15 protein-coding genes are annotated in these 18,049 nt (G+C 73.2%); 2 read left to right on the top strand and 13 right to left on the bottom strand.

Features of this window, described 5'->3' with window-relative positions:
• Positions 1-2: 2 nt before the first annotated feature.
• Together AB0J64_RS18265 and AB0J64_RS18270 are read right to left on the bottom strand one after the other, a co-directional pair.
• Positions 3-761, bottom strand: coding sequence for an SDR family NAD(P)-dependent oxidoreductase (locus AB0J64_RS18265; RefSeq protein WP_364028047.1), 759 nt, complete (start codon positions 759-761; stop codon positions 3-5).
• A gap of 80 nt (positions 762-841) precedes the next feature.
• Complete coding sequence (locus tag AB0J64_RS18270; RefSeq protein WP_364028049.1) at positions 842-2,629, bottom strand: aldehyde ferredoxin oxidoreductase C-terminal domain-containing protein; 1,788 nt, start codon at positions 2,627-2,629, stop codon at positions 842-844.
• A 144-nt stretch (positions 2,630-2,773) separates the two neighbouring features.
• Here AB0J64_RS18270 and AB0J64_RS18275 point away from each other — a divergent pair, with 144 nt between their 5' ends.
• Both AB0J64_RS18275 and AB0J64_RS18280 read left to right on the top strand, forming a co-directional pair.
• Positions 2,774-5,254, top strand: coding sequence for a glycoside hydrolase family 3 C-terminal domain-containing protein (locus AB0J64_RS18275; protein WP_364028051.1), 2,481 nt, complete (start codon positions 2,774-2,776; stop codon positions 5,252-5,254).
• A 63-nt stretch (positions 5,255-5,317) separates the two neighbouring features.
• Positions 5,318-6,289, top strand: a complete 972-nt coding sequence (locus AB0J64_RS18280) for a glycosyltransferase family 2 protein (RefSeq protein ID WP_364028053.1) — start codon at positions 5,318-5,320, stop codon at positions 6,287-6,289.
• 9 nt (positions 6,290-6,298) lie between these two features.
• Here AB0J64_RS18280 and AB0J64_RS18285 read toward each other — a convergent pair whose 3' ends face one another.
• From AB0J64_RS18285 to AB0J64_RS18335, 11 genes are all read right to left on the bottom strand, one after another.
• Complete coding sequence (locus AB0J64_RS18285) at positions 6,299-6,676, bottom strand: hypothetical protein (protein ID WP_364028055.1); 378 nt, start codon at positions 6,674-6,676, stop codon at positions 6,299-6,301.
• 719 nt (positions 6,677-7,395) lie between these two features.
• Positions 7,396-8,625, bottom strand: a complete 1,230-nt coding sequence (locus AB0J64_RS18290; RefSeq protein WP_364028057.1) for a glycosyltransferase family 4 protein — start codon at positions 8,623-8,625, stop codon at positions 7,396-7,398.
• Positions 8,622-9,860, bottom strand: a complete 1,239-nt coding sequence (locus tag AB0J64_RS18295) for a hypothetical protein (RefSeq protein ID WP_364028059.1) — start codon at positions 9,858-9,860, stop codon at positions 8,622-8,624. Before AB0J64_RS18295 ends, AB0J64_RS18290 begins: the two co-directional genes overlap by 4 nt.
• The gene (locus AB0J64_RS18300; protein ID WP_364028061.1) at positions 9,848-10,594 is read right to left on the bottom strand and encodes an NTP transferase domain-containing protein; all 747 of its coding nucleotides are present in this window, start codon (positions 10,592-10,594) and stop codon (positions 9,848-9,850) included. Before AB0J64_RS18300 ends, AB0J64_RS18295 begins: the two co-directional genes overlap by 13 nt.
• Entirely contained in the window at positions 10,591-11,541 is a 951-nt protein-coding gene (locus tag AB0J64_RS18305) for an HAD family phosphatase (RefSeq protein ID WP_364028063.1), read from the bottom strand. The genes AB0J64_RS18300 and AB0J64_RS18305 overlap by 4 nt, the downstream gene beginning before the upstream one ends.
• Positions 11,538-12,686, bottom strand: coding sequence for a 2-phospho-L-lactate transferase CofD family protein (locus AB0J64_RS18310; protein WP_364028065.1), 1,149 nt, complete (start codon positions 12,684-12,686; stop codon positions 11,538-11,540). Before AB0J64_RS18310 ends, AB0J64_RS18305 begins: the two co-directional genes overlap by 4 nt.
• On the bottom strand, positions 12,683-13,459 hold the full coding sequence (locus tag AB0J64_RS18315; RefSeq protein ID WP_364028067.1) for a glycosyltransferase family 2 protein: 777 nt from the start codon (positions 13,457-13,459) through the stop codon (positions 12,683-12,685). The genes AB0J64_RS18310 and AB0J64_RS18315 overlap by 4 nt, the downstream gene beginning before the upstream one ends.
• A gap of 3 nt (positions 13,460-13,462) precedes the next feature.
• Positions 13,463-14,140, bottom strand: coding sequence for a hypothetical protein (locus AB0J64_RS18320; RefSeq protein ID WP_364028069.1), 678 nt, complete (start codon positions 14,138-14,140; stop codon positions 13,463-13,465).
• Positions 14,141-14,568: 428 nt separating this feature from the next.
• Complete coding sequence (locus AB0J64_RS18325; RefSeq protein WP_364028071.1) at positions 14,569-16,902, bottom strand: protein kinase; 2,334 nt, start codon at positions 16,900-16,902, stop codon at positions 14,569-14,571.
• A gap of 58 nt (positions 16,903-16,960) precedes the next feature.
• Positions 16,961-17,221 carry a hypothetical protein gene (locus AB0J64_RS18330; RefSeq protein ID WP_357614847.1) on the bottom strand — a complete coding sequence of 87 codons (261 nt, stop codon included), beginning with the start codon at positions 17,219-17,221 and terminating at the stop codon, positions 16,961-16,963.
• Positions 17,218-18,024, bottom strand: a complete 807-nt coding sequence (locus tag AB0J64_RS18335) for a phytanoyl-CoA dioxygenase family protein (protein ID WP_364028073.1) — start codon at positions 18,022-18,024, stop codon at positions 17,218-17,220. The genes AB0J64_RS18330 and AB0J64_RS18335 overlap by 4 nt, the downstream gene beginning before the upstream one ends.
• Positions 18,025-18,049: the final 25 nt, after the last annotated feature.

The following is an 18,049-nucleotide window of genomic DNA, read 5'->3' on the forward strand; positions in this document are numbered from 1 at the left end:
GGTCAGTTCATCTCCAGTCCGCCGTCGACGTTCAGCGCCTGGCCCGTCACGAACGACGCCAGGTCGCTGGCCAGGAACAGCACCGCGGACGCGACCTCCTCGGGACGGCCGGGGCGGCGCAGCGGGGAGCGGTCGCCGACCTCCTTCAGGTAGGCCGCGCCCGCCTCAGGGCCGAACCGCCGGTCGCGGTCGGCGATGATCTCGTCCCACATGGGGGTGAGGAAGACGCCGGGGCAGACGGCGTTCACCCGTACCGGGGCGAGCGCCTCGGCGGCCGACTTCGTCAGGGAGAGCAGAGCCGTCTTGGCGGCCGAGTAGTGGGCGGCGTTCGGGCGGCCAGAACGGGCGGCGACCGAGGCCAGGGTCACGATCGAGCCGCCGCCGCGTTCGAGCATCCCGCGCCCCACGGCCTGAGTCAGCCAGAACGTGCCGTTGAGGTTGACGTCCACGATCCGCAGCCACTCGCCGGGCTCGATGTCGAGCAGCGGCGTGGTACGCATGATCCCGGCGCAGTTCACCAGCACGTCGATCCGCTCGCGCGCGCCCGCCAGCGCCGTCGCCTGGGCCCGGTCGGTGAGGTCGGCCGCGTGTGCCTCGACGCCCAGCTCGGCGGCCGCCTCGGCCAGTCGCGGGCCCTCCAGGTCGGAGAGCACGACCTCCGCTCCGGCCTCGGCCAGCGCGCGGGCGCACGCCAGGCCGAGACCTCCGGCCCCACCCGTGACGAGCGCCGTCCGCCCGCTCAGGTCGATGGTGACAGCCATCCCCGATGGACTCCCTTCGGGTCAAACGATTGACCAGACCATAACCCGTCACCACAAACCGGACAAGAGGCTGATCAAGCTCAGCCCCAGCCGAGCTCCTCGTAGAAGGCGTCGCGGGCGCGCCCGAACGAGGCGCGGTCCAGCACGGCCCCCCGGTGGGGCCCATCCGTGACGGGCTCGTCGTGCATCCGGGCGGGCAGCTCATCCGGCAACTCATCTGGGCCGCCGCCCTCGCGGGCCGCGTACGCGCGCATCGCGTCGAGCCGCGCCTGCCCGGCCGCCAGCAGGTCCTCCAAGGTGAACGCGTCCCCGAGGACGGCGGTGACCAGGGCGGTCAGATGGTCGACGGTCAGCGGGCGGGTGGGGGAGGAGGCGAAGACGCACAGGTTCAGCGCGTCGAGCCCGCTCCACAGCCGCAGCAGCCGGGCGGTGCGCCGCCCCCGCTCGGCGTCGAGTTCGGCCACCGGGGCGGGCTCGGCCCCGATCCGCGCGGCCTCGCCGAAGCTGTAGGCCAGCCCGGCGACGGGGTCGAAGTCGAGGTCGTGCTCCAGCGCGTCGTAGCGCGGCCCGCCCGGGGCGATCGCGTAGCCGAGGCCGATGCCCGGCTGGACACGGGGGTCGAAGCAGGGCAACTCGGCGCCCTTGACGGTCATCGCGTACGGGACGGCGGCGGGACCGAGCGTGGCGGCCGCCCGCGCCGCGCCCTCGGCGAGCAGATCGCCCATGGCGCCGGTGCGCGTCGCGACGCCCTCGATGAGCTCCGGCAGCGCCGCCGCGTCGCCGAACGCGGGACCGCCGGGCAGCAGGCCGCGCTCGGCGCACTCCATGGCGAACGCCAGCGTCCCGCCGAGGGAGACCGGGTCGAGGCCGAGGTCGTTGCAGCGGGCGTTCGCGCCGAGCACGGCGTCGAGGTCGTCGATCCCGAGGTTCCACCCGAGCGACAGGAACGCCTCCTGCCCGAGCCCGCCCGCCCGCCGCTCCCCTGCGCCCGGCGGCGCGTACACCTTGAGACAGTCGTTCGGGCAGCCGGGGCAGGCGCCGGTGGTCGCCACCGCCCGGCCTTCGTAGTCCCGCGCCTCGGGAACCCGCAGCCCGGACGCGCCGGGCACCGAGAAGTTCCGCACCGAGGCGTACCCCGGGGCGGGCGGCTCCCCGACCCAGCCGGCGAACCCCGGCAGCCCCGCCTGGAGCGCCGCGAGCGGGTTCGTGGTCAGCGACTCCCGGTAGTAGGCGGCGATCCTGGCGACCGCTTCGGGGTCGGCCACCTCGGCGGGCGCGTCGCCCACGCACACGATGGCCTTGAGGTTCTTGGCCCCGAAGACGGCGCCGATCCCGTACCGCCCGGCGGCGTAGGCGTGGTCGGTGACGACGCTCGCGTACCGGACGAGGTTCTCCCCGGCGGGCCCGATCGCCGCGACGTGCGCGGCCCGGCCGTGCCTGGCCCGCAGCGCGTCCGTGGTGGCGGCCGTGCCCAGCCCCCGCAGCTCCTCGGCGGGGTGACAGGTGACCTCGCCGCCCTGGACGAGCAGGTAGGACAGCTGCTCGGCCCGCCCCACGACGGCCAGCGCCCTGGCGCCCGCCCCGCGTAGTCCCGCCGCGAACGGCCCGAGCGCGTGCGTCTCGCCGGCCACCCCGGTCAGCGGGGACTTCGCCAGGAACACCGCCTTGGCCAGCCCGGGCGCCGCCGTCCCGCCCAGCGTCCCGGCCGCCACGTACAGCAGGGCCCGCGGGTCGTACGGATCGAGCCCCGCGGGCGTGCGCTCGGCCATCAGCCGCAGACCGAGTATCGACCCGCCGAAATGCCCCCGCTCGGCCGAGCGATGCTCCTTCTCCACGCTTCCGCTGGTCAGATCCACAATGAACGGCACGTCCAAGCCTCCTGGACTCGATAAGGGGATCAGGGCGGACAACATCACATATCACCTTGCGGGCGCAAGTTTTTGCCGCAACGTCAACCGCCACTGCCCGCCCGTCGATCTCCGCCGGACCGGGGATTTGCTGCCATGGACGACATGGCGCTCACTCGGTCGCTGACCCGCCGCGACGTGGCCCGGCTCCTCGGGGCGGCCCTGGCCGTCGCCGCCGCACCCGCACCGCGGCTGACCCGCCGCGCGGACGTCGACGCCCTGCTCGGGCAGCTGACCTTGGAGGAGAAGATCTCGCTGCTGCACGGCGCCCGGGATCCGGCCTCCAGGGGCCAGGCGGGCTACCTGCCCGGCGTGCCCCGCCTCGGCATCCCCGAGGTGCGCCTGGCCGACGGGCCCGCCGGGGTGCGGGTCACGGCGAGCGCCACCGCCCTGCCCGCCCCGGTCGCGCTCGCCGCGACGTTCGCCCCCGACCTCGCCAGGCGGTTCGGCGCGGTCATCGGCAGGGAGGGCCGGGCGCTGGGCATGGACGTGCTGCTGTCGCCCATGACCAACATCGTGCGGGTGCCGCAGGCGGGCAGGAACTTCGAGACGCTCGGTGAGGACCCGCTGCTGGCCGCCGCGATGGTCGCGGGAGAGGTGCGCGGCATCCAGGGCGAGGGCCTCATCGCCACGGCCAAGCACTACGCCGCCAACAACTTCGAGCATGACCGCCAGAGCGTCGACGCCCAGGTGGACGAGCGGACCCTGCGCGAGATCTACCTGCCGGCCTTCGAGGCCGCCGTGGCGGCGGGAGTCGGCTCGGTCATGGCCGCCTACAACCGCGTCAACGGCGTGTACGCCGCCGAGAGCGCGTACCTGCTGACCGAGATCCTGCGTGACGACTGGCGTTTCGCCGGCTGGGTGATGTCCGACTGGTCCGCCACGCACAGCGGCGTGCCCGCCGTCACCGCCGGGCTGGACATGGAGATGCCGTCCGGCGTCAACTTCGCCGGCCTGGCCGCCGCCGTCACCTCGGGGAAGCTGGCCGGGTCCGCGGTGGACACCGCGGTCCGCCGCGTCCTCGTCCAGCTCGACCGGTTCGGCCTGCTCGGCGGCCCCAGGCCGCGACCGGCCCTCGACCCGCGGGCGGGCGCCCGGACCGCGCGGGAGATCGCGCTGGCGGGCGCGGTGCTGCTGCGCAACGAGCTCGACCTGCTGCCGCTGGACCGCGCCGACCTCGCCGGTCTCGCCGTCATCGGCCCCACCGCGGCCCACCCGCTGGCGGGCGGCGGCGGCAGCGCCCGGGTGCTCCCCGCCCGCGCCGAGAGCCCGCTGGACGCCCTGCGCCGTCAGGCCGGGCCAGGCGGCCGCATCAGCTGGGCGACCGGGGTGGACCTGGAGGGCGTCCCGGTGCCCGCCTCCGCCCTTTCGCTGCGGCGCACCCCTCGGGGCGGCACGCCGCAGGCCGCCGCCCAGGTCGACCACACGGGCGCGAACGCCCTGCCCCCCGGCACGTCGTGGACGTGGACGGGCACGCTGACCGCGCCCGAGACCGGCGACTACGACCTGCGCATCCAGGGCGCGGGCGGCGTGCCCGCGTTCAACGGCTCGATCTCGCTGACCGTCGGCGGCGTCAGGACCGGCTCGGTCGGCGCCCTCATCGGCGGCAACAGCAGCCTCATCGCGACCTCCGGCGGCCTGACCAACGCCGGCGGCGTCGTCCACCTGGAGTCCGGCCGGCCCACGCCGATCACCATCGCGGCCACCGGCGCGCCCGGCACGCCGCTGCAGGTCAGGCTGGCCTGGATCACCCCGCGGCGCCGCCAGCAGGCGCTGCGGGAGGCCGCCGCCCTGGCCGCGGGGGCGCGGGCGGCGCTCGTGTTCGCCTTCAACGAGGGCACCGAGGGCGCCGACCGGGCGAGCCTCGCCCTCCCGAAGGGCCAGGACGCGGTCATCGAGGCCGTGGCCGCCGCCAACGCCCGCACCGCCGTGGTGCTCAACACCGGCGACCCGGTGCTCATGCCCTGGCTGGAGCGCGTGCCGTCGATCCTGCAGATGTGGTACCCGGGCCAGGAGGGCGCGGACGCCACCGCCACACTCCTGCTCGGCGGCGCCGACCCGGGCGGCAAGCTGCCGGTGACCTTCCCGCGGCGGGCCGAGGACGCGCCCACCGCGCCGGCCGAGCGCTACCCGGGCGAGGGCGGCGTCGCCGTCTACGGCGAGGGCGTCTTCGTCGGCTACCGGCACTACGACGCCAACGACGTCGAGCCGCTCTTCCCGTTCGGGCACGGCCTGTCCTACACCCGCTTCGCGTACGGCGGTCTGTCGGTGCGGGCCGCGGACGGCGGGCTGAGCGTGTCCTTCACCGTCACGAACACCGGCCGCCGGGAGGGCACGGAGGTGGCGCAGGTCTACCTCGGTCCGCCGCCCCGTCCGCCGGTCCCGATGCCGCCGCGGGCGCTGGCCGGGTTCGCCAGGGTGCGGCTGTGGCCGGGCGAGCGGCGCCGCCTCACCGTGACGGTATCCCGGCGCGCGCTGCAGTACTGGTCGGATGGCCGATGGGTGCTCGCGGGCGGTCGCCGTACGGTCCACGTCGGCTCCTCCTCCAGGGACCTGCGCCTGCGGCAGGAGGTGGCCGTCCGATGATGCGCGGAGGGGGCGTTCTGCGAGATCATTGAGGCCCCCCGGGACTCGCGAAGGGTTGCCTCCGTGACAAGAGTTTCGCTGATCGTGCCGTGCTACAACGCGAGCAGGACCCTGCGTCTGTGCCTGGAGTCCGTGCTGTCCCAGACCCGGCTGCCCGACGAGATCGTCGTGGTGGACGACGCCAGCGACGACGGCTCTGCGGCCATCGCCGAGGAGCTCGGCTGCCGCGTCGTACGGCTGCCCGCCAACCGCGGCGTCTCGGCGGCCAGGAACGCCGGGGTGGAGAGCACCACCGGCGATGTGATCTTCTTCCTCGACAGCGACGTGGCGTTGGGGCCGGACGCGGTCGCCAACGCCGTGCGGCTGCTGGAGGACGATCCCGGTCTCGGCTGCGTGCACGGTGTCTACGACACCGAGCCGCTCATCGACGACGGCCCCGTCGAGCACTACCGCCTGCTCCACCAGGTCCACTGGCGGCGCAGGCACCTCGGCGAGGTCAACAGCGTCGTGTTCGCGCTGGCCGCGATCCGCCGCGCGGTGTGGCTGGAGGCGGGCCGGCTCGACGAGGGCCTGCGTGACAGCGAGGACGTCGAGTACAGCAGCCGCCTGGCCGTGCGCACGCGGATCCTGCTGAGCGACGCCGTGATGGGCCGCCACGACGAGGGCCACCGGTTCCTGCCGGTCCTCGCCGAGCAGTGGCGGCGCGCCCTGCCGCTGATCCCGCTCGCGCTGGCCACGGCCAGGCGCGGCGCCGCCAAACCGGAGAACGCCAACAGCCGGGCCGGCATCCTCGCCTGCGCGCTCGCGCTGGCCTGCCTGCCGCTGGCGCTGCTGCATCCGGCGCTGCTCCTGGTGCCGGTGGCGCTGGTCGGGTGGTTCGTCGTGGCGGACCCCGAGCTGCTGCGCTTCGTGCACCGGCAGCGCGGGGCGGCCTTCACTGCCTACTTCATGGCCGTCCACCTGGCGGTCCACGTGGTGCTCGTCACGGGCCTGGCGGTGGGCTCCCTGCGCGTGCTCAGGAGAGCCCCCGCCTGACGGCGCGCGTCACAGTTCCCGCGAGTCGGCGTCGCGCGCCGGGACGTCCGCGACGACGGCCCTGATCCACGACGCCACCACCCGTCCGAGCAGCGAACGAGGCGCCACGGCCCCGGCCGTGCCCTGCCCGGCCGAGATGAGCGTCACCGTCCGGGTGACCTGCCCCGCGACCAGACAGGTCGTGGTCGCGGCGCCGAGGACGACCCACAGGTCGTATCCCTGGGGGAGCAGCATGAGCACGAATGTCACGTACGTCACCAGTACGCCCACGAAAACGACCACCCAGGCAGCGCGCTGCTCCCTGAGAGGGCGGCCACCGGACGGCTGCGCGGCCCGGCGAGGGGCACGCCCGCGGCTCCTGGCGGAAGGTGCGGTCGACGTCGCCATGAGCGACCTCCTTGGTTCTTGTCGACTCCAGGTGGGAGCGCCGATCGCGGAATGGCCGCTTTCGAGGCGCCGGCTTACGACGAACCTTGGCTTACGACCCCTGGGCAAACAGGGATGTGAGAGTTCCTCGTGGTCATCAGCATGGCATGACAGGTCGCGCTCCGTGCGGGCCGGAATGGCGCTCGCGGGGAGAAATGACGGAGAGGTCTCCCGTTTGCCCGGGAGACCTCTCTGTTTTCAACTGGTCCCGGCGCCCCCCCTGGAGTCAGCAGACAGTCGCGCCGGAATCATGGCGGAGAAAGAATTGCCACTCATATCGAGGGTCAACCCTCCTCGACTCACGGCCGAATGTCCTGGCCGCGAGCTTGACCACGATGATTGTACAGTGCCCGTCCCGCCGCGAATATGCGGCTCCAGGGCGATAGGACAATACGGATGAGACCCCGCAAAGCGCGCGAAACGGAAGTCGGCCTTCCCGGGTGACTCAACCGACTCCCGAGTGCTGCCGCAAAACGCTCCCCGCGGCCGGGGCGGAATTATTTGAATACCCGTTTCCCGGCCGCCGATTTGATTCCCGAATATGCGGCGAGTTTCGCGCGGTTCCAGGCGCGGAGTGCGCAGGTAAAACTTCACCACGAACAGCCGCGGGCGTGTCGCAGATGGCGCGATCACTCTCCGCATTCCGTCAATGACCTAGCGTTATCGAAATGGCGGTGAATTCACCGGGCGGCAGTCTTCGCGGCCTGCCGGTACACCTCCGCCGTCTCGGCGGCGGCGCGGGACCAGCTGAGGCTCTCCCTGACGAACCGCTCGCCCCGCTCGGCCAGCTCGCGGCGGAGCACCGCCTCGGTCATGACCGCGATCACGCCGCGCGCGATGTCGGCTGGCTCGCCCGCCCGCACCACGTACGCGGCGGGCGCGTCCGGGTCGGGGCCGAGGAAGAGCCGCGAGAAGCCGTCACCCAGGATCGCCGCCCGCCCCATCGCCATCGCCTCGGTCGCCACCAGCCCGAACGGCTCGAACAGCGACGGGAACACGCACGCGTCGGCCAGCTCGTAGTGCTCCAGCAGCTCCCGCCCCTGAACGAACCTGCCGGAGGCCAGCACCCGCCCCCGCAGCCCGGTCGAGGCGACGATCCGCTCCACGCCCGCCACGTCGCCCTCGCCGACGATCAGCAGCCGCAGCCCCGGCACCGCGTCCACCACCTCCCGCATCGCCTCGAGGAGCTGGTAGACGCCCTTCTGCCGCTCGATCCTGCCCACGAACAGCAGGACGGGATCCCCTTCCGGCAGCCCCAGCCTCTCGCGCAGGGCCCGCGCCCCGGCACGCAGCGCGTCCCGCTCGTACGACGGGAGCACCGCCTCGAACGTCCCGCCCAGCGGCACGACGTCGATGGGCGTCCGGTCCCAGCCCGCGGCGCGGAGCTGGTCGCCCACCTCCGGCGTGGCCACCACCACGCGGCGGGAGATCCTGGCCAGCCGGCGCTCCAGCGCGGCGAACACGTTGAGCGGGTCGGTGATGCTGCGCTGCGGCGCGACGCCGTACTCCGTGGTGTGCACGTGGAAGACCACCGGCAGCCGCAGCACGTAGTGGCAGAGCAGGCCCGACAGGAAGTTCGTGGAGTCGTGCACGGCCACCAGGTCGGGCCGCTCACGGCGGCGGCACAGCCGCAGGAAGTAACGCCAGTTGCTGACCACGACCTGCAACGCGAGCAGCAGGAACTCCGCGCGCCTGGTGCGGTTGAGCCGCTTGCCGCTGAAGAAGGCCGTCCGCGGCCGGTACACGCGGATGCCGCCGACGGTCTCGTCCACCCGCTGCCGGCCGTCGTTCAGCGTGTACACCGTCAGCTCGTGCTCGCGGGCCAGGTACGGCGTGATCAGCTCGACGTACCGGCCCAGGCCGGCGGTGATGTTCGGCGGGAACTGGTTGACGACGTAGGCGATCTTCACATCGGGCTCCGGTAGACACGGGCGGCCGCGGCCGCCACGACGGCCAGCAGGACGAGGTTGGCCAGCGCGAACCCCGCGAGCCCGCCGGCCAGGCCCTGCCAGCGGATGCAGGCGGCCAGCGCGGCCAGCGCGGGCGGCGTCCCGGCCGCCAGACAGCCGATGAGCACCTTCGCCCCGCGCACCCCGTCCATGGACAGGGCGACGGAGTACAGGTTGAACGCCGTGTGCGCGCCGATGCCCAGCGCCGACAGCGCCATCAGGCCGAGCGAGTACGGGTAGTCGCCGCTCATCAGCAGGAAGAACACCGTGCTCGCGGCGAACGAGAACACCGCCGTGACCCCGGCCACGGCCGGGACCAGCCGGGCGATCCGCCGCATCAGCAGCGGCTTGTCCGAGGTGGCCATCGCGGGCAGTAGCACCAGCCCGATCCCGTCGGTGAACACCACGCCGAGCAGCCGCTTCGGGAAGCCGTTGTAGACCGAGTACACGCCGACGTCCGCCGGGTCCGCCCAGTGGTTCAGGAAGATCACGTCGATCCCGAACAGCACGCCGGTGAGCGCGGCGATGACCGTCACGTACATGCCGTGCCGGTACAGCGACCGCGCCAGCCGGGCCGACCAGAGACGCGGCCGCACCCGCACGGCCGCCAGCGCCGCCAGGGCGAACGCCACATTCGTGGCGATCAGCGCCACCAGGTACGGCTCCGCCTCCCTGACGCCCAGCACCAGCAGGCAGAACGAGGCCGCGGCCAGGTAGGCGATCGCGATGGCCAGCTTGAGCCCCGCCACGAACGCGAACCTCTTCAGCCCGCGCAGGAAGCTCTCGGTGAGCTGGTTCACCGTCATCGACGCCGCCAGCGCCAGGCCGAAGCCGAGCGTGCGGGTGTCCACGTTCAGGGCCGCCGTCAGCACCGGCGCCGCCAGCATGCCCAGCACGGCCAGCCCGGCGGTCACCGCGAGCGTGGCCAGCAGCGCCGTGGCCACCAGCGCGGGCCGCCGCTCCGGATCCGCCCTGGGCAGCTCCTGCAGCATCACGTAGTGCAGGCTCGTCAGCATGCCGACGGTGACGATCAGCGCGATCGACAGCACCACCGTGAACTGGCCGAACGCGCTCGCCCCCGCCCCCCGGGCGATGACCAGCGTCGTCGCCGCCGCCGTGCCGCTCGCCACCGTGCTCACCAGCGTCGGCCCGGCCGCCTGCCGCAGGCCCGCCGCGCGGGTCTTCAGGACCTGCACCGCTGGTACGCCTGCCGGGCGAACTCCAGGTCGTCCGCGGTGTTGATGCCGCGCGCCTCATCCGGGTCGGCCACCGGCACCACGGTCACCGGCAGGCCCCCGGCCAGCGACAGGTGCGGCAGGAACGGCAGGAAGTTCACCTCGCCGGTGGCCGCGCCCTGCGCCGCCTCCGCCGCGTACCGCTCCCATGCCGCCCGCAGCCCCTCGGTGGCCAGGCAGAACACGCCGACGTCGCTGAGCCCGCCCGGGCGGCACTCGTCACCCTCGCGGGACTGCCGCACCCGTACGAGCTCGCCGCCGGCCAGCTCGTACTCCACGTACGGCTCGGCCATCGGCACCAGCGGCAGGGTCAGCCCCTTGCCCGGGTGGGCGGCGACGACCTCGCGCACGGTGGCGGGGGACAGGTTCGCCTGGTCTCCCCAGACCACCAGGATCGTCTCGTACGCCGCCCAGTGCCCCGCGGCCCCGAAGATCGCGTCTCCCATGCCGGTCGGCCGCTCCTGCACGCTCACCGACACCGTGCCCGCGCCGATCTCCGCGGCCGCAAGCTCGCGGAACGGGCCCTCGCCGTCGGGGGAGACGACGACGTGGACGTGCTCGGTCCACGGCCGCAGCCGCCGCAGCAGCAGGTGCCACACGGTGACGCCCTCGGCGACCTCGATCATGATCTTCGGGATGCCCTGGCCCAGCCTGGTGCCACGCCCCGCGGCCGGTATCACCGCGCAGATACTCACATCATCTCCAAGAGGGACACGATCTCGTCCAGCCCACGTACCGCGACCGCGCCGGAGGCGGGCTCGGCGGTGTGGACGTGCAGCGTCGCCAGCCCGGCGCCGACGGCGGAGGCCACCCCGTGCGGGGAGTCCTCCAGCACGACGGCCTCGGCGGGATCGACGTGCCAGCGGCGGCAGGCCAGGTGGTAGAACGCGGGGTCCGGCTTGCTCACCGGCACGTCGTCGGCGGTGAGCACGTCACGGAAGCACGCCCCCAGAGCCGAGCCCGTCAGCACCCTCTCCACCGACCCGCGGCTGCCACTGGTGACCAGGTACGCCACCTGTCCGCCGCCGGCCAGCAGGCCGAGCAGCCGGCGCGCCCCGGGGAACGGCCGGACCCGGCCCTGCTCGACGAACCGCCGGTAGAGCTCCTGCTTGCGCCGCGCCAGCCGCCCGGCCACCTCGCGGTCCCCGGTCAGCAGCGCGGCCACCTCGGCGGTGCTCGCGCCCGCGTGGTCGGCGTACCGGAAGGACGGGAGGGCCGCCGGGACGACCTCGGCGACGGCCTGCCGGAACGCGGCCTCGTGCGCGGGGAACGAGTCCACGAGCGTCCCGTCGAGATCGCACAACCACACCCTCCGCCCGGCGACCACCCCCGCAAGCACCCCGTCCACGCCACCGCCTCCGGGGCCACCGCTCGCCGGGCTCGTGGCGGCACCTCCTCGCCCGTCTCTCGCCGGGCCCGTGCCGACGCCTCCTGGAGTGTCACTCGCCGGGCTCATGCCGGCGGCGCCTCCTTCCCCACCGGTGGCCGTGCTCGCGGCAGCGGCGCGTTCTCGGGCGGCACGCGCGGTGGTGGGCGCGGCGTTCACCGAAAGGGCGTCCTCCAAGGCGGTGGCGGACGGCGCGTTCGCGTGGGGAGCGCCGCCCTCCGTGGTGGCGGGAGCGGGACCCGTGGGGCCGGTCATCCGGCCCGTGCCAAGGGGATCTCGCCGAGCACGGCCTGGAGCGCGTCGGCGGTTCGCGGGCCGCTGTGCGTGCCGGGACGGTCGGCGTCCTCCAGGTCCACGCTGATCCAGCGCGCCCCTGCCCAGCACCCCCGGTCGACGACCGCGCGCGGCACCGCGGGGCCGCCGGAGGCGCCGTGATGGCTGAGGACGTGCGTGATCGTCCGCCGCTCGTTGCCCGGGTCGCCCAGGTACGCCAGCGTGCGATCCACCAGATCGGTGGCCGTCAGCCCCTGGATGTCGTGGTCGCCCCCGATGTTGACCACGAACACCCTGGCCGCGGCCCGGCTCTCCGCGATCGCCTCGGCCACGCCCGGCGTCAGGTAGCTGGGCAGCAGCGACGAGTGCGGCGTGCCGGGGCCGTACACGACGAGGTCGGCGTCCCGGAGCGCCGCCAGCGCCTCGGGGCCGGGCGTGACGCGGGCCGCGCGCCGGGCGAGCAGCTCGCGCACCCGCTCCGGCGGCCGCCCCGCCAGCTCGGCGCGTGCGGCGGCCGTCAGCGGCTCCCGCAGCAGGAACAGCCCCGTGATGGCCGCCGTGTCCTGCGGCGCGACGATGTCCGCCTCGTCGGCCAGCAGCCGCCCGTCCTCCTTGAGGGCGACCAGGAACGCGTTCTCGCCGGCCGTCACGTTGAGCAGCCTCGCCGGAGACCCGAACGTCTGCGCGCACGTCCGTACCGCCGCGTTGAAGTCCTCGCCCAGCCGCAGGTACGCCCCGGCGAACACGAGGTTGCCGAGCGCGCAGTCGGCCAGGTCGAGCCCGTCCGGCTCGGCGCGGAGCCGCCCGGCGAAGACCCGCAGCTCGCGCGTGATCCGGTAGTCCAGCGGCCCGTCGATCAGCCGCTCCAGGTCCGCGGCCGTGGTGCCCGGCGCGAGCCGGCGTTCGAGCAGCTCCCGGCGGGGGTCACCGCGGTCGAGGTGGAGCAGGAGGTTCTTGCGGAAGTCGGACGGGCCGAGCATGCCCGGCAGGTAGCGGCGCAGCGCGCCGGTGGACAGCCCGTTGTCGTACCCGTTGATCAGCAGGGACAGCTCCAGCCCCGGCCGGCGCAGCAGGGCGCGGGCGATCCCGGCCGCGCCCCGGCCGCCGCTGAACATGGAGACCCTCACCGAACCTCCTCGTCGACCACCGGGACGCGGAGCACGCCACGGCGCAGCAGCCAGTGGCGCAGCCCCAAGTAGCCCACGAACAGGGCCCGGTCGCGCGCTCCCCGCCAGAACCGCCAGCCCCGGCGGCCGCCGCCCCGCGCGCGATGCTCGATCGGCAGCTCCACCCAGGCGTGCCCCAGCTCGGACACGCGGGCCGTGATCTCGGTCGAGCAGTTCATCCCGGCCGACTCCAGCGGCAGCGCGCGGAACAGCGGCCCGTACACCACCTTGAAGATCGAGTTGAAGTCGCGGTAGTGGGTGCGCTGCAGCAGGTTGCTGACCGCGCCGCTGGCCGCCGACCCCCACCGGTACGGCAGGCTGTCGGCCTTCCTGATCCGGGCTCCGGAGAACGCGAGCCCCGCACCCGCCTGGATGCGCCCGATGAACCGGTCCAGGTTGGCGATCGGGAACTGCCCGTCGGAGTCCAGCAGCACGACCCAGTCCATCCGGGTACGCGCGATCGCGGCGGCGATGGCGGCCCCCGCGCCGCGGTTGCGCCCGAACGTGACGACGACGAGTCGCGGGCAGTCCTCCCGCAGCTCCTCCAGGATCTTCCCGGTCGCGTCGCCGCTGCCGTCGTCACAGACGACGATCTCCCAAGCGCCGATCGCCGGGTGGCGTTCCAGGTACTGCCGCCATTCCGTCACCGCGGCCGCGATGTTCTCCGCCTCGTTGTACGCGGGCGCCGCCACCGAGATGTCGATCAGGGGCGGCGCGGCAGGCGCGTTCGGCAAGGGTCACCTCCTCCGAGTGGCGTCCGCGCCGGCTCCCGTCAGGCGCGCGATCCAGCGGTCAAGGGGAAGCAGGTTGATTCCCACGATGAAGGGGACATGGGCGAGCGCGAACCAGATCGCCGCGCCGAACGGGATCGGCCCGCCGGTGAACAGGTTGATGTGCGGGGCGTCGATGAGCTTGGGGATCTCCACCGGGTTGACCACCTGCCACATCACGTCCAGGAAGCCCGAGAACACGATGAGCACCCCGGTGGCCATGATCTTCAGGCAGCGGCCGGGGGAGCCGCCGCCGATCCGGTACGCGGCGGCGACCGTGAGCACGATCCCCGGGTACAACAGCAGGTACAGGTGGGTGTAGAAGCTGTCGCCGTGCGCCCGCGCGCCGTCCCCGTAGTAGAACCAGCTGATCCTCGGGATCAGGTAACCGGTGAAGAAGACGAACGGGACGTACAGCAGCCAGCTCAGGCGCGGCGACACCCACGGGAAGAACGCGATCGAGCAGCACAGGAAGGCGAAGGCGACCAGCTTGGCCACCAGCTGCCAGGCGGCGTCGATCTCGCGAGCGTGCGGGGTGGCCAGCCAGACGAAGGCGAAGCCGGCCGCGCCGACGGCCAGGGCGATCCACCAGATGTGCGCGGCCCATGGGCGCCGGGTTTCGAGCAGGGGGTCGGGATGGTTCACAGCCGGTCCTCGTGGAGGGGCGTCATGAGGGAAAGCGCTCGCGGGAGCGCTCCCAAACGCAGTATGGCACCTGTCCCCATGGTGGTGATCTAAATATCAAATATCGGACGCGCCGGAATTGTCTGACCAATTGACTAACCGTAGTGTGGCGGCAAAAGACCAGTTCAGCCGCGTCATTTCACGATATATGAAAATCTGGAACGTTTTAGTGACGAAGCGGTAGGGAGCGGTCTGCCTGGGATGTCAAGACCCCTGCCCGGCCCGCGTGCGGTGGCTTGCGGAGGCACCTTAATTGAACAAGTGGTCCAACGACCGGAAATATCCGCACGTCAAGCGGCCATCGAACGACTGGGAGCGCTCCCGCGATCCTGCGCATCCCAGGCCCGAAACATAGGTTTCGGGACCGCCGCAATCACCGTCCGGGCGGCTCAGCTCGGGCCGAGGCTCCAGACGCGGAGCGCGCGGTCGTCGCCCGTGCCGGCGAGTACGGGGCGGCCGTCCTGCTCCGCCAGCGCCAGCGTGCGGATCGCCCCGCCGCGACCGGGGCCGAGCACGCCGATGATGTCGCCGTCGCGGAGGTTCCAGACGCGGACGATGACGTCGCCGTTCCACGGGGCATGGGCGACGGCGGCGAAGGGCACGTCTCCCAGGCGCCCCGCGACGAGGGCCGCGGCACCCCGGTCGTCCGGGCTCCGGTCGCTGAACGTCCACTTCTTCCTGCGCTTGCCCGTCGCCAGGTCGTACACGCGCAGGGTCGCGTCCAGGTGGGTCGAGACGAGGACGGCCTTGCCGTCGATCTCGCCACAGGCCAGCCGTTCGATCCCGCCGATCTCCCCGGTGCGGAACGAGTGCGTCATGGTCCCGTCCGACAGCCGCCACACCCGGACGCGTTCGCCGCCGTCGCCCGTGACGAGCACGTCGTCCTTGCCCATCCGCCCGAAGGCCAGCCCTCTGACGCCCTGGAAGTGGTCCTTGATCGCGGGGCCGATCTGCTTTCCGGTGGAGATGTCCCAGAGCCGTACGACGCTGTGGAGGTCTTTCATGTCGTCGTACTTCTGCGACACGGCCACCGCCGCGCCCGCCGTGACGGTGACGCCGATGACGGGGTCGCTCACCTTGCGTGAGGCGAGGCTCTCGCCCGCCAGGCTCCACAGCCGCATTCGGCCGTCGAGGTGCCCGGAGGCCGCCACCGGCGTACCGCCGACGCTGCCGGTGGCCACCCACGTCGTCGAGCCACCGCCGTCCCCGAGCCCCGTGCGCGCCTGGCCGAGGTCCCACGCGGACACCGCCCCTTTGGCCGTCCCGCACACGACGGTCCCTCCGGCGGCGGCCAGCACCGTGGGGGCGCCGTCCGCTGCGGGGAGGGGTACGGACTCCGCGAGCTGCGTACCGAAAGGCTGCGCGGACGCGGCAGGAGTGGGCGACGCGGCGGTGGGGGTCTGGCTCCCGACAGCCGGCTGGGTCGTACTTTGGCCGATCGGAGGAGGGAGGTCGTCCCGCGGCCGGAGGATGACGAAGGCGGACACCCCGAGAGCGGCCGCGGCGGCCGCGGCCCCGCCGATCATGGCCCGCCGGCTGACCGCCCGGCCCTGCCCGGGCGCCGTGTCCGCATCGGCCACCGACCCGTTTCCGGCAGGCAATCCCGTCCAGGTGGCCAGCGGCGGCCGTCCCTTCGGAGTGGGCGCGGAGCCTGGAAGGGGCCTCGCAGCACGCGGAGGCGGAGGTCCGGCGTGCGCGCTTCCGGCGGGCGGAGGCTTCGGCGGTTGCACCGTTCCCACAGGCGGCGAACCCGACGGCCCCGCTCCATTCGCTCCTTCGGATGGCGAGCCGGGCGGCGCCGCTCCCGCAGAAGGCGGACCGGGCACCAGCGGAGCGGCCGGTGCCGGTCGGGGCGAGCCGGCGGGCGGGGTGCCCGTGACGGGGTGGGCCGCGACGTGGCCCGGGAGGACGCCGGCGCCCGGCCCCGCCTGCCGGATGAGCCGCTGCAGCAGCTCGGCCGGGCCCGGCCGGCCGGCGGCGTCCTTGGACAGGCAGCTCTCGATGGTCCCCAGCAGGTGCGGCGGCATCTCGGAAAGGTCCGGGACGCCGCTCAGCACGCTGTTCACCACGGCCGCCACCGTGTCCCCCGCGAAGGGCGTGCGCCCCGTGGCGGCGAACACCATCGTCCCCGCCCAGCTGAACACGTCCGAGGCGGGCCCCACCCGCTCGCCCCTGAACTGCTCGGGCGACATGTACGCCGGCGTCCCCACAGGCGCGGAGGTGCCGGTCGTGGCGTCGAGCGCCTTGGCGATCCCGAAGTCGATGACGATGGGCCCGTCCGGGCCCATCAGCACGTTCCCCGGCTTGAAGTCCCGGTGGACGATCCCGGCCTGGTGGATGGCCACCAGCGCGGTCAGCGTGGAGATGGCCAGCCGGTCCAGTGCCCCGCCCACCCGCCGCCCGAAGGTCCGGACCACGGCCTGCAGGGTGTCGCCCGGCACGTACTCGCTGACGATGTACGGCCGGTCGTCCACCGTCCCGACGTCCAGGATCGCGGCCGTGCAGAACGCGGCCACCCGCCGCGCCGCCTCCACCTCCCGCAGGAAGCCCTTGGTGGCGTCGTCGTCGTGGCTGAGGTGGCCGTGCAGCACCTTGATCGCCACCTCGCGGTCACCGACGCCCCGGTAGACGACCCCTTGGCCGCCGGAGCCGAGCACGCCGACGAGCCGGTACGAGCCGATCCGCTCGGGATCGCCCGGCCGGAGCGGGCGCATGTCCGGCATCCCGCTCCTTCCACGGATCACATCGGGCGATCACACAATAAGACCCGTACGTCCGGTTTTACGACAGCTTCTCGAAGAAGAACTCATGCTTCAAGAACGACGTGTCGTATTCGTGCCCGGGATACGGCGGGATGAGCTGAGACGCCTGGAACAGCCGCCACCCGTCCCGCAACGCCTCCACCCCCGTCTCGTACGGCGGCTCGTCCCCGTCGCCCGCCGTCGGGTCGGTACGCCCGGTGCCGTCGTAGCGCGACCAGCCCACCACGGGAGCGTCGAGCGCGGAGGTGGCCAGGTAGAGAACGAGCACCTGCTGCTTCATGCGACCCTCCCGGGGCGGTTGTTCACACGCGTGTTCCAGTACTCGACGTCGAACGAGGGATCGCCCGTCATGGCCCGCCACAACCGCACCCGGTTGTGCACCTCCAGCCGCCCCGTCGCCTGCTCGTACCAGGGGAAACGCCGCTCCAGCTCGGCCGCCACGGCGGGGTCGCCCAGGTCGGAGACGTCCCAGAGCCGCACCTGCGGCACGGTCGGGTTGAAGCGGATTTTGAACATGTAGCGCCGCACATCGCTGTCGTTGCGCCGGCCGCCGTGCCAGATGCCGTGGTGGAGCAGCATCACGGTCCCGGCCGGGCAGGTCAGCCGGGTCTGGCCGCGCAGGTTCTGGTAGCGGCCGGTGTCGCTCTCGTTGGTCCGGCGCAGGTGGCTGCCCGGCACCACCAGCGTGCCGCCCATGTCCGCGCTCACCTCGCGCGGGTAGTACATGAGCTGCACGTCGAACGCGTCCATGCGGGTGTCGATGATGGCGTCGGCGTGCAGCGGCTGCGCGCGGCCCTCACGCGGCTCGCGTACGTGCACGGCGTGGTGGTCGACGGTCGGGTCGGGGCCGACGAGCGAGTGCAGGGCGCCCGCGACGGCGGGCAACTCGATCAGCCGCCGGGCGAACGACCCGTCAGGGAAGGCCTTGGCGACCGGGGTTCCGTAGGGCGAGCGGGGGATGCCCGCCTCGAGCACGTCGATCGCCTGGTCGTTGAGCTCGTCCGGGACGACCCCGTCGAGCCGCAGGTAACCGGCGGCCACGAATCCGGCGACCTGTACGGACGTCAGCAAAGTGGTTCGCATGCCTCGACGCTAGAACCGGACATCA

This window comes from Nonomuraea sp. NPDC049695, from assembly GCF_040674955.1.
Classification (GTDB): Bacteria; Actinomycetota; Actinomycetes; order Streptosporangiales; family Streptosporangiaceae; genus Nonomuraea; species Nonomuraea helvata.

What these genes read in the sequence shown, in the direction of transcription:
- AB0J64_RS18265 (WP_364028047.1), bottom strand. Translation starts at nt 761, where the DNA reads ATGGCTGTCACCATCGACCTGAGCGGGCGGACGGCGCTCGTCACGGGT.
- AB0J64_RS18305 (WP_364028063.1), bottom strand. Translation starts at nt 11,541, where the DNA reads ATGACCGGCCCCACGGGTCCCGCTCCCGCCACCACGGAGGGCGGCGCT.
- AB0J64_RS18325 (WP_364028071.1), bottom strand. Translation starts at nt 16,902, where the DNA reads ATGCCGGACATGCGCCCGCTCCGGCCGGGCGATCCCGAGCGGATCGGC.
- AB0J64_RS18285 (WP_364028055.1), bottom strand. Translation starts at nt 6,676, where the DNA reads ATGGCGACGTCGACCGCACCTTCCGCCAGGAGCCGCGGGCGTGCCCCT.
- AB0J64_RS18275 (WP_364028051.1), top strand. Translation starts at nt 2,774, where the DNA reads ATGGCGCTCACTCGGTCGCTGACCCGCCGCGACGTGGCCCGGCTCCTC.
- AB0J64_RS18330 (WP_357614847.1), bottom strand. Translation starts at nt 17,221, where the DNA reads ATGAAGCAGCAGGTGCTCGTTCTCTACCTGGCCACCTCCGCGCTCGAC.
- AB0J64_RS18335 (WP_364028073.1), bottom strand. Translation starts at nt 18,024, where the DNA reads ATGCGAACCACTTTGCTGACGTCCGTACAGGTCGCCGGATTCGTGGCC.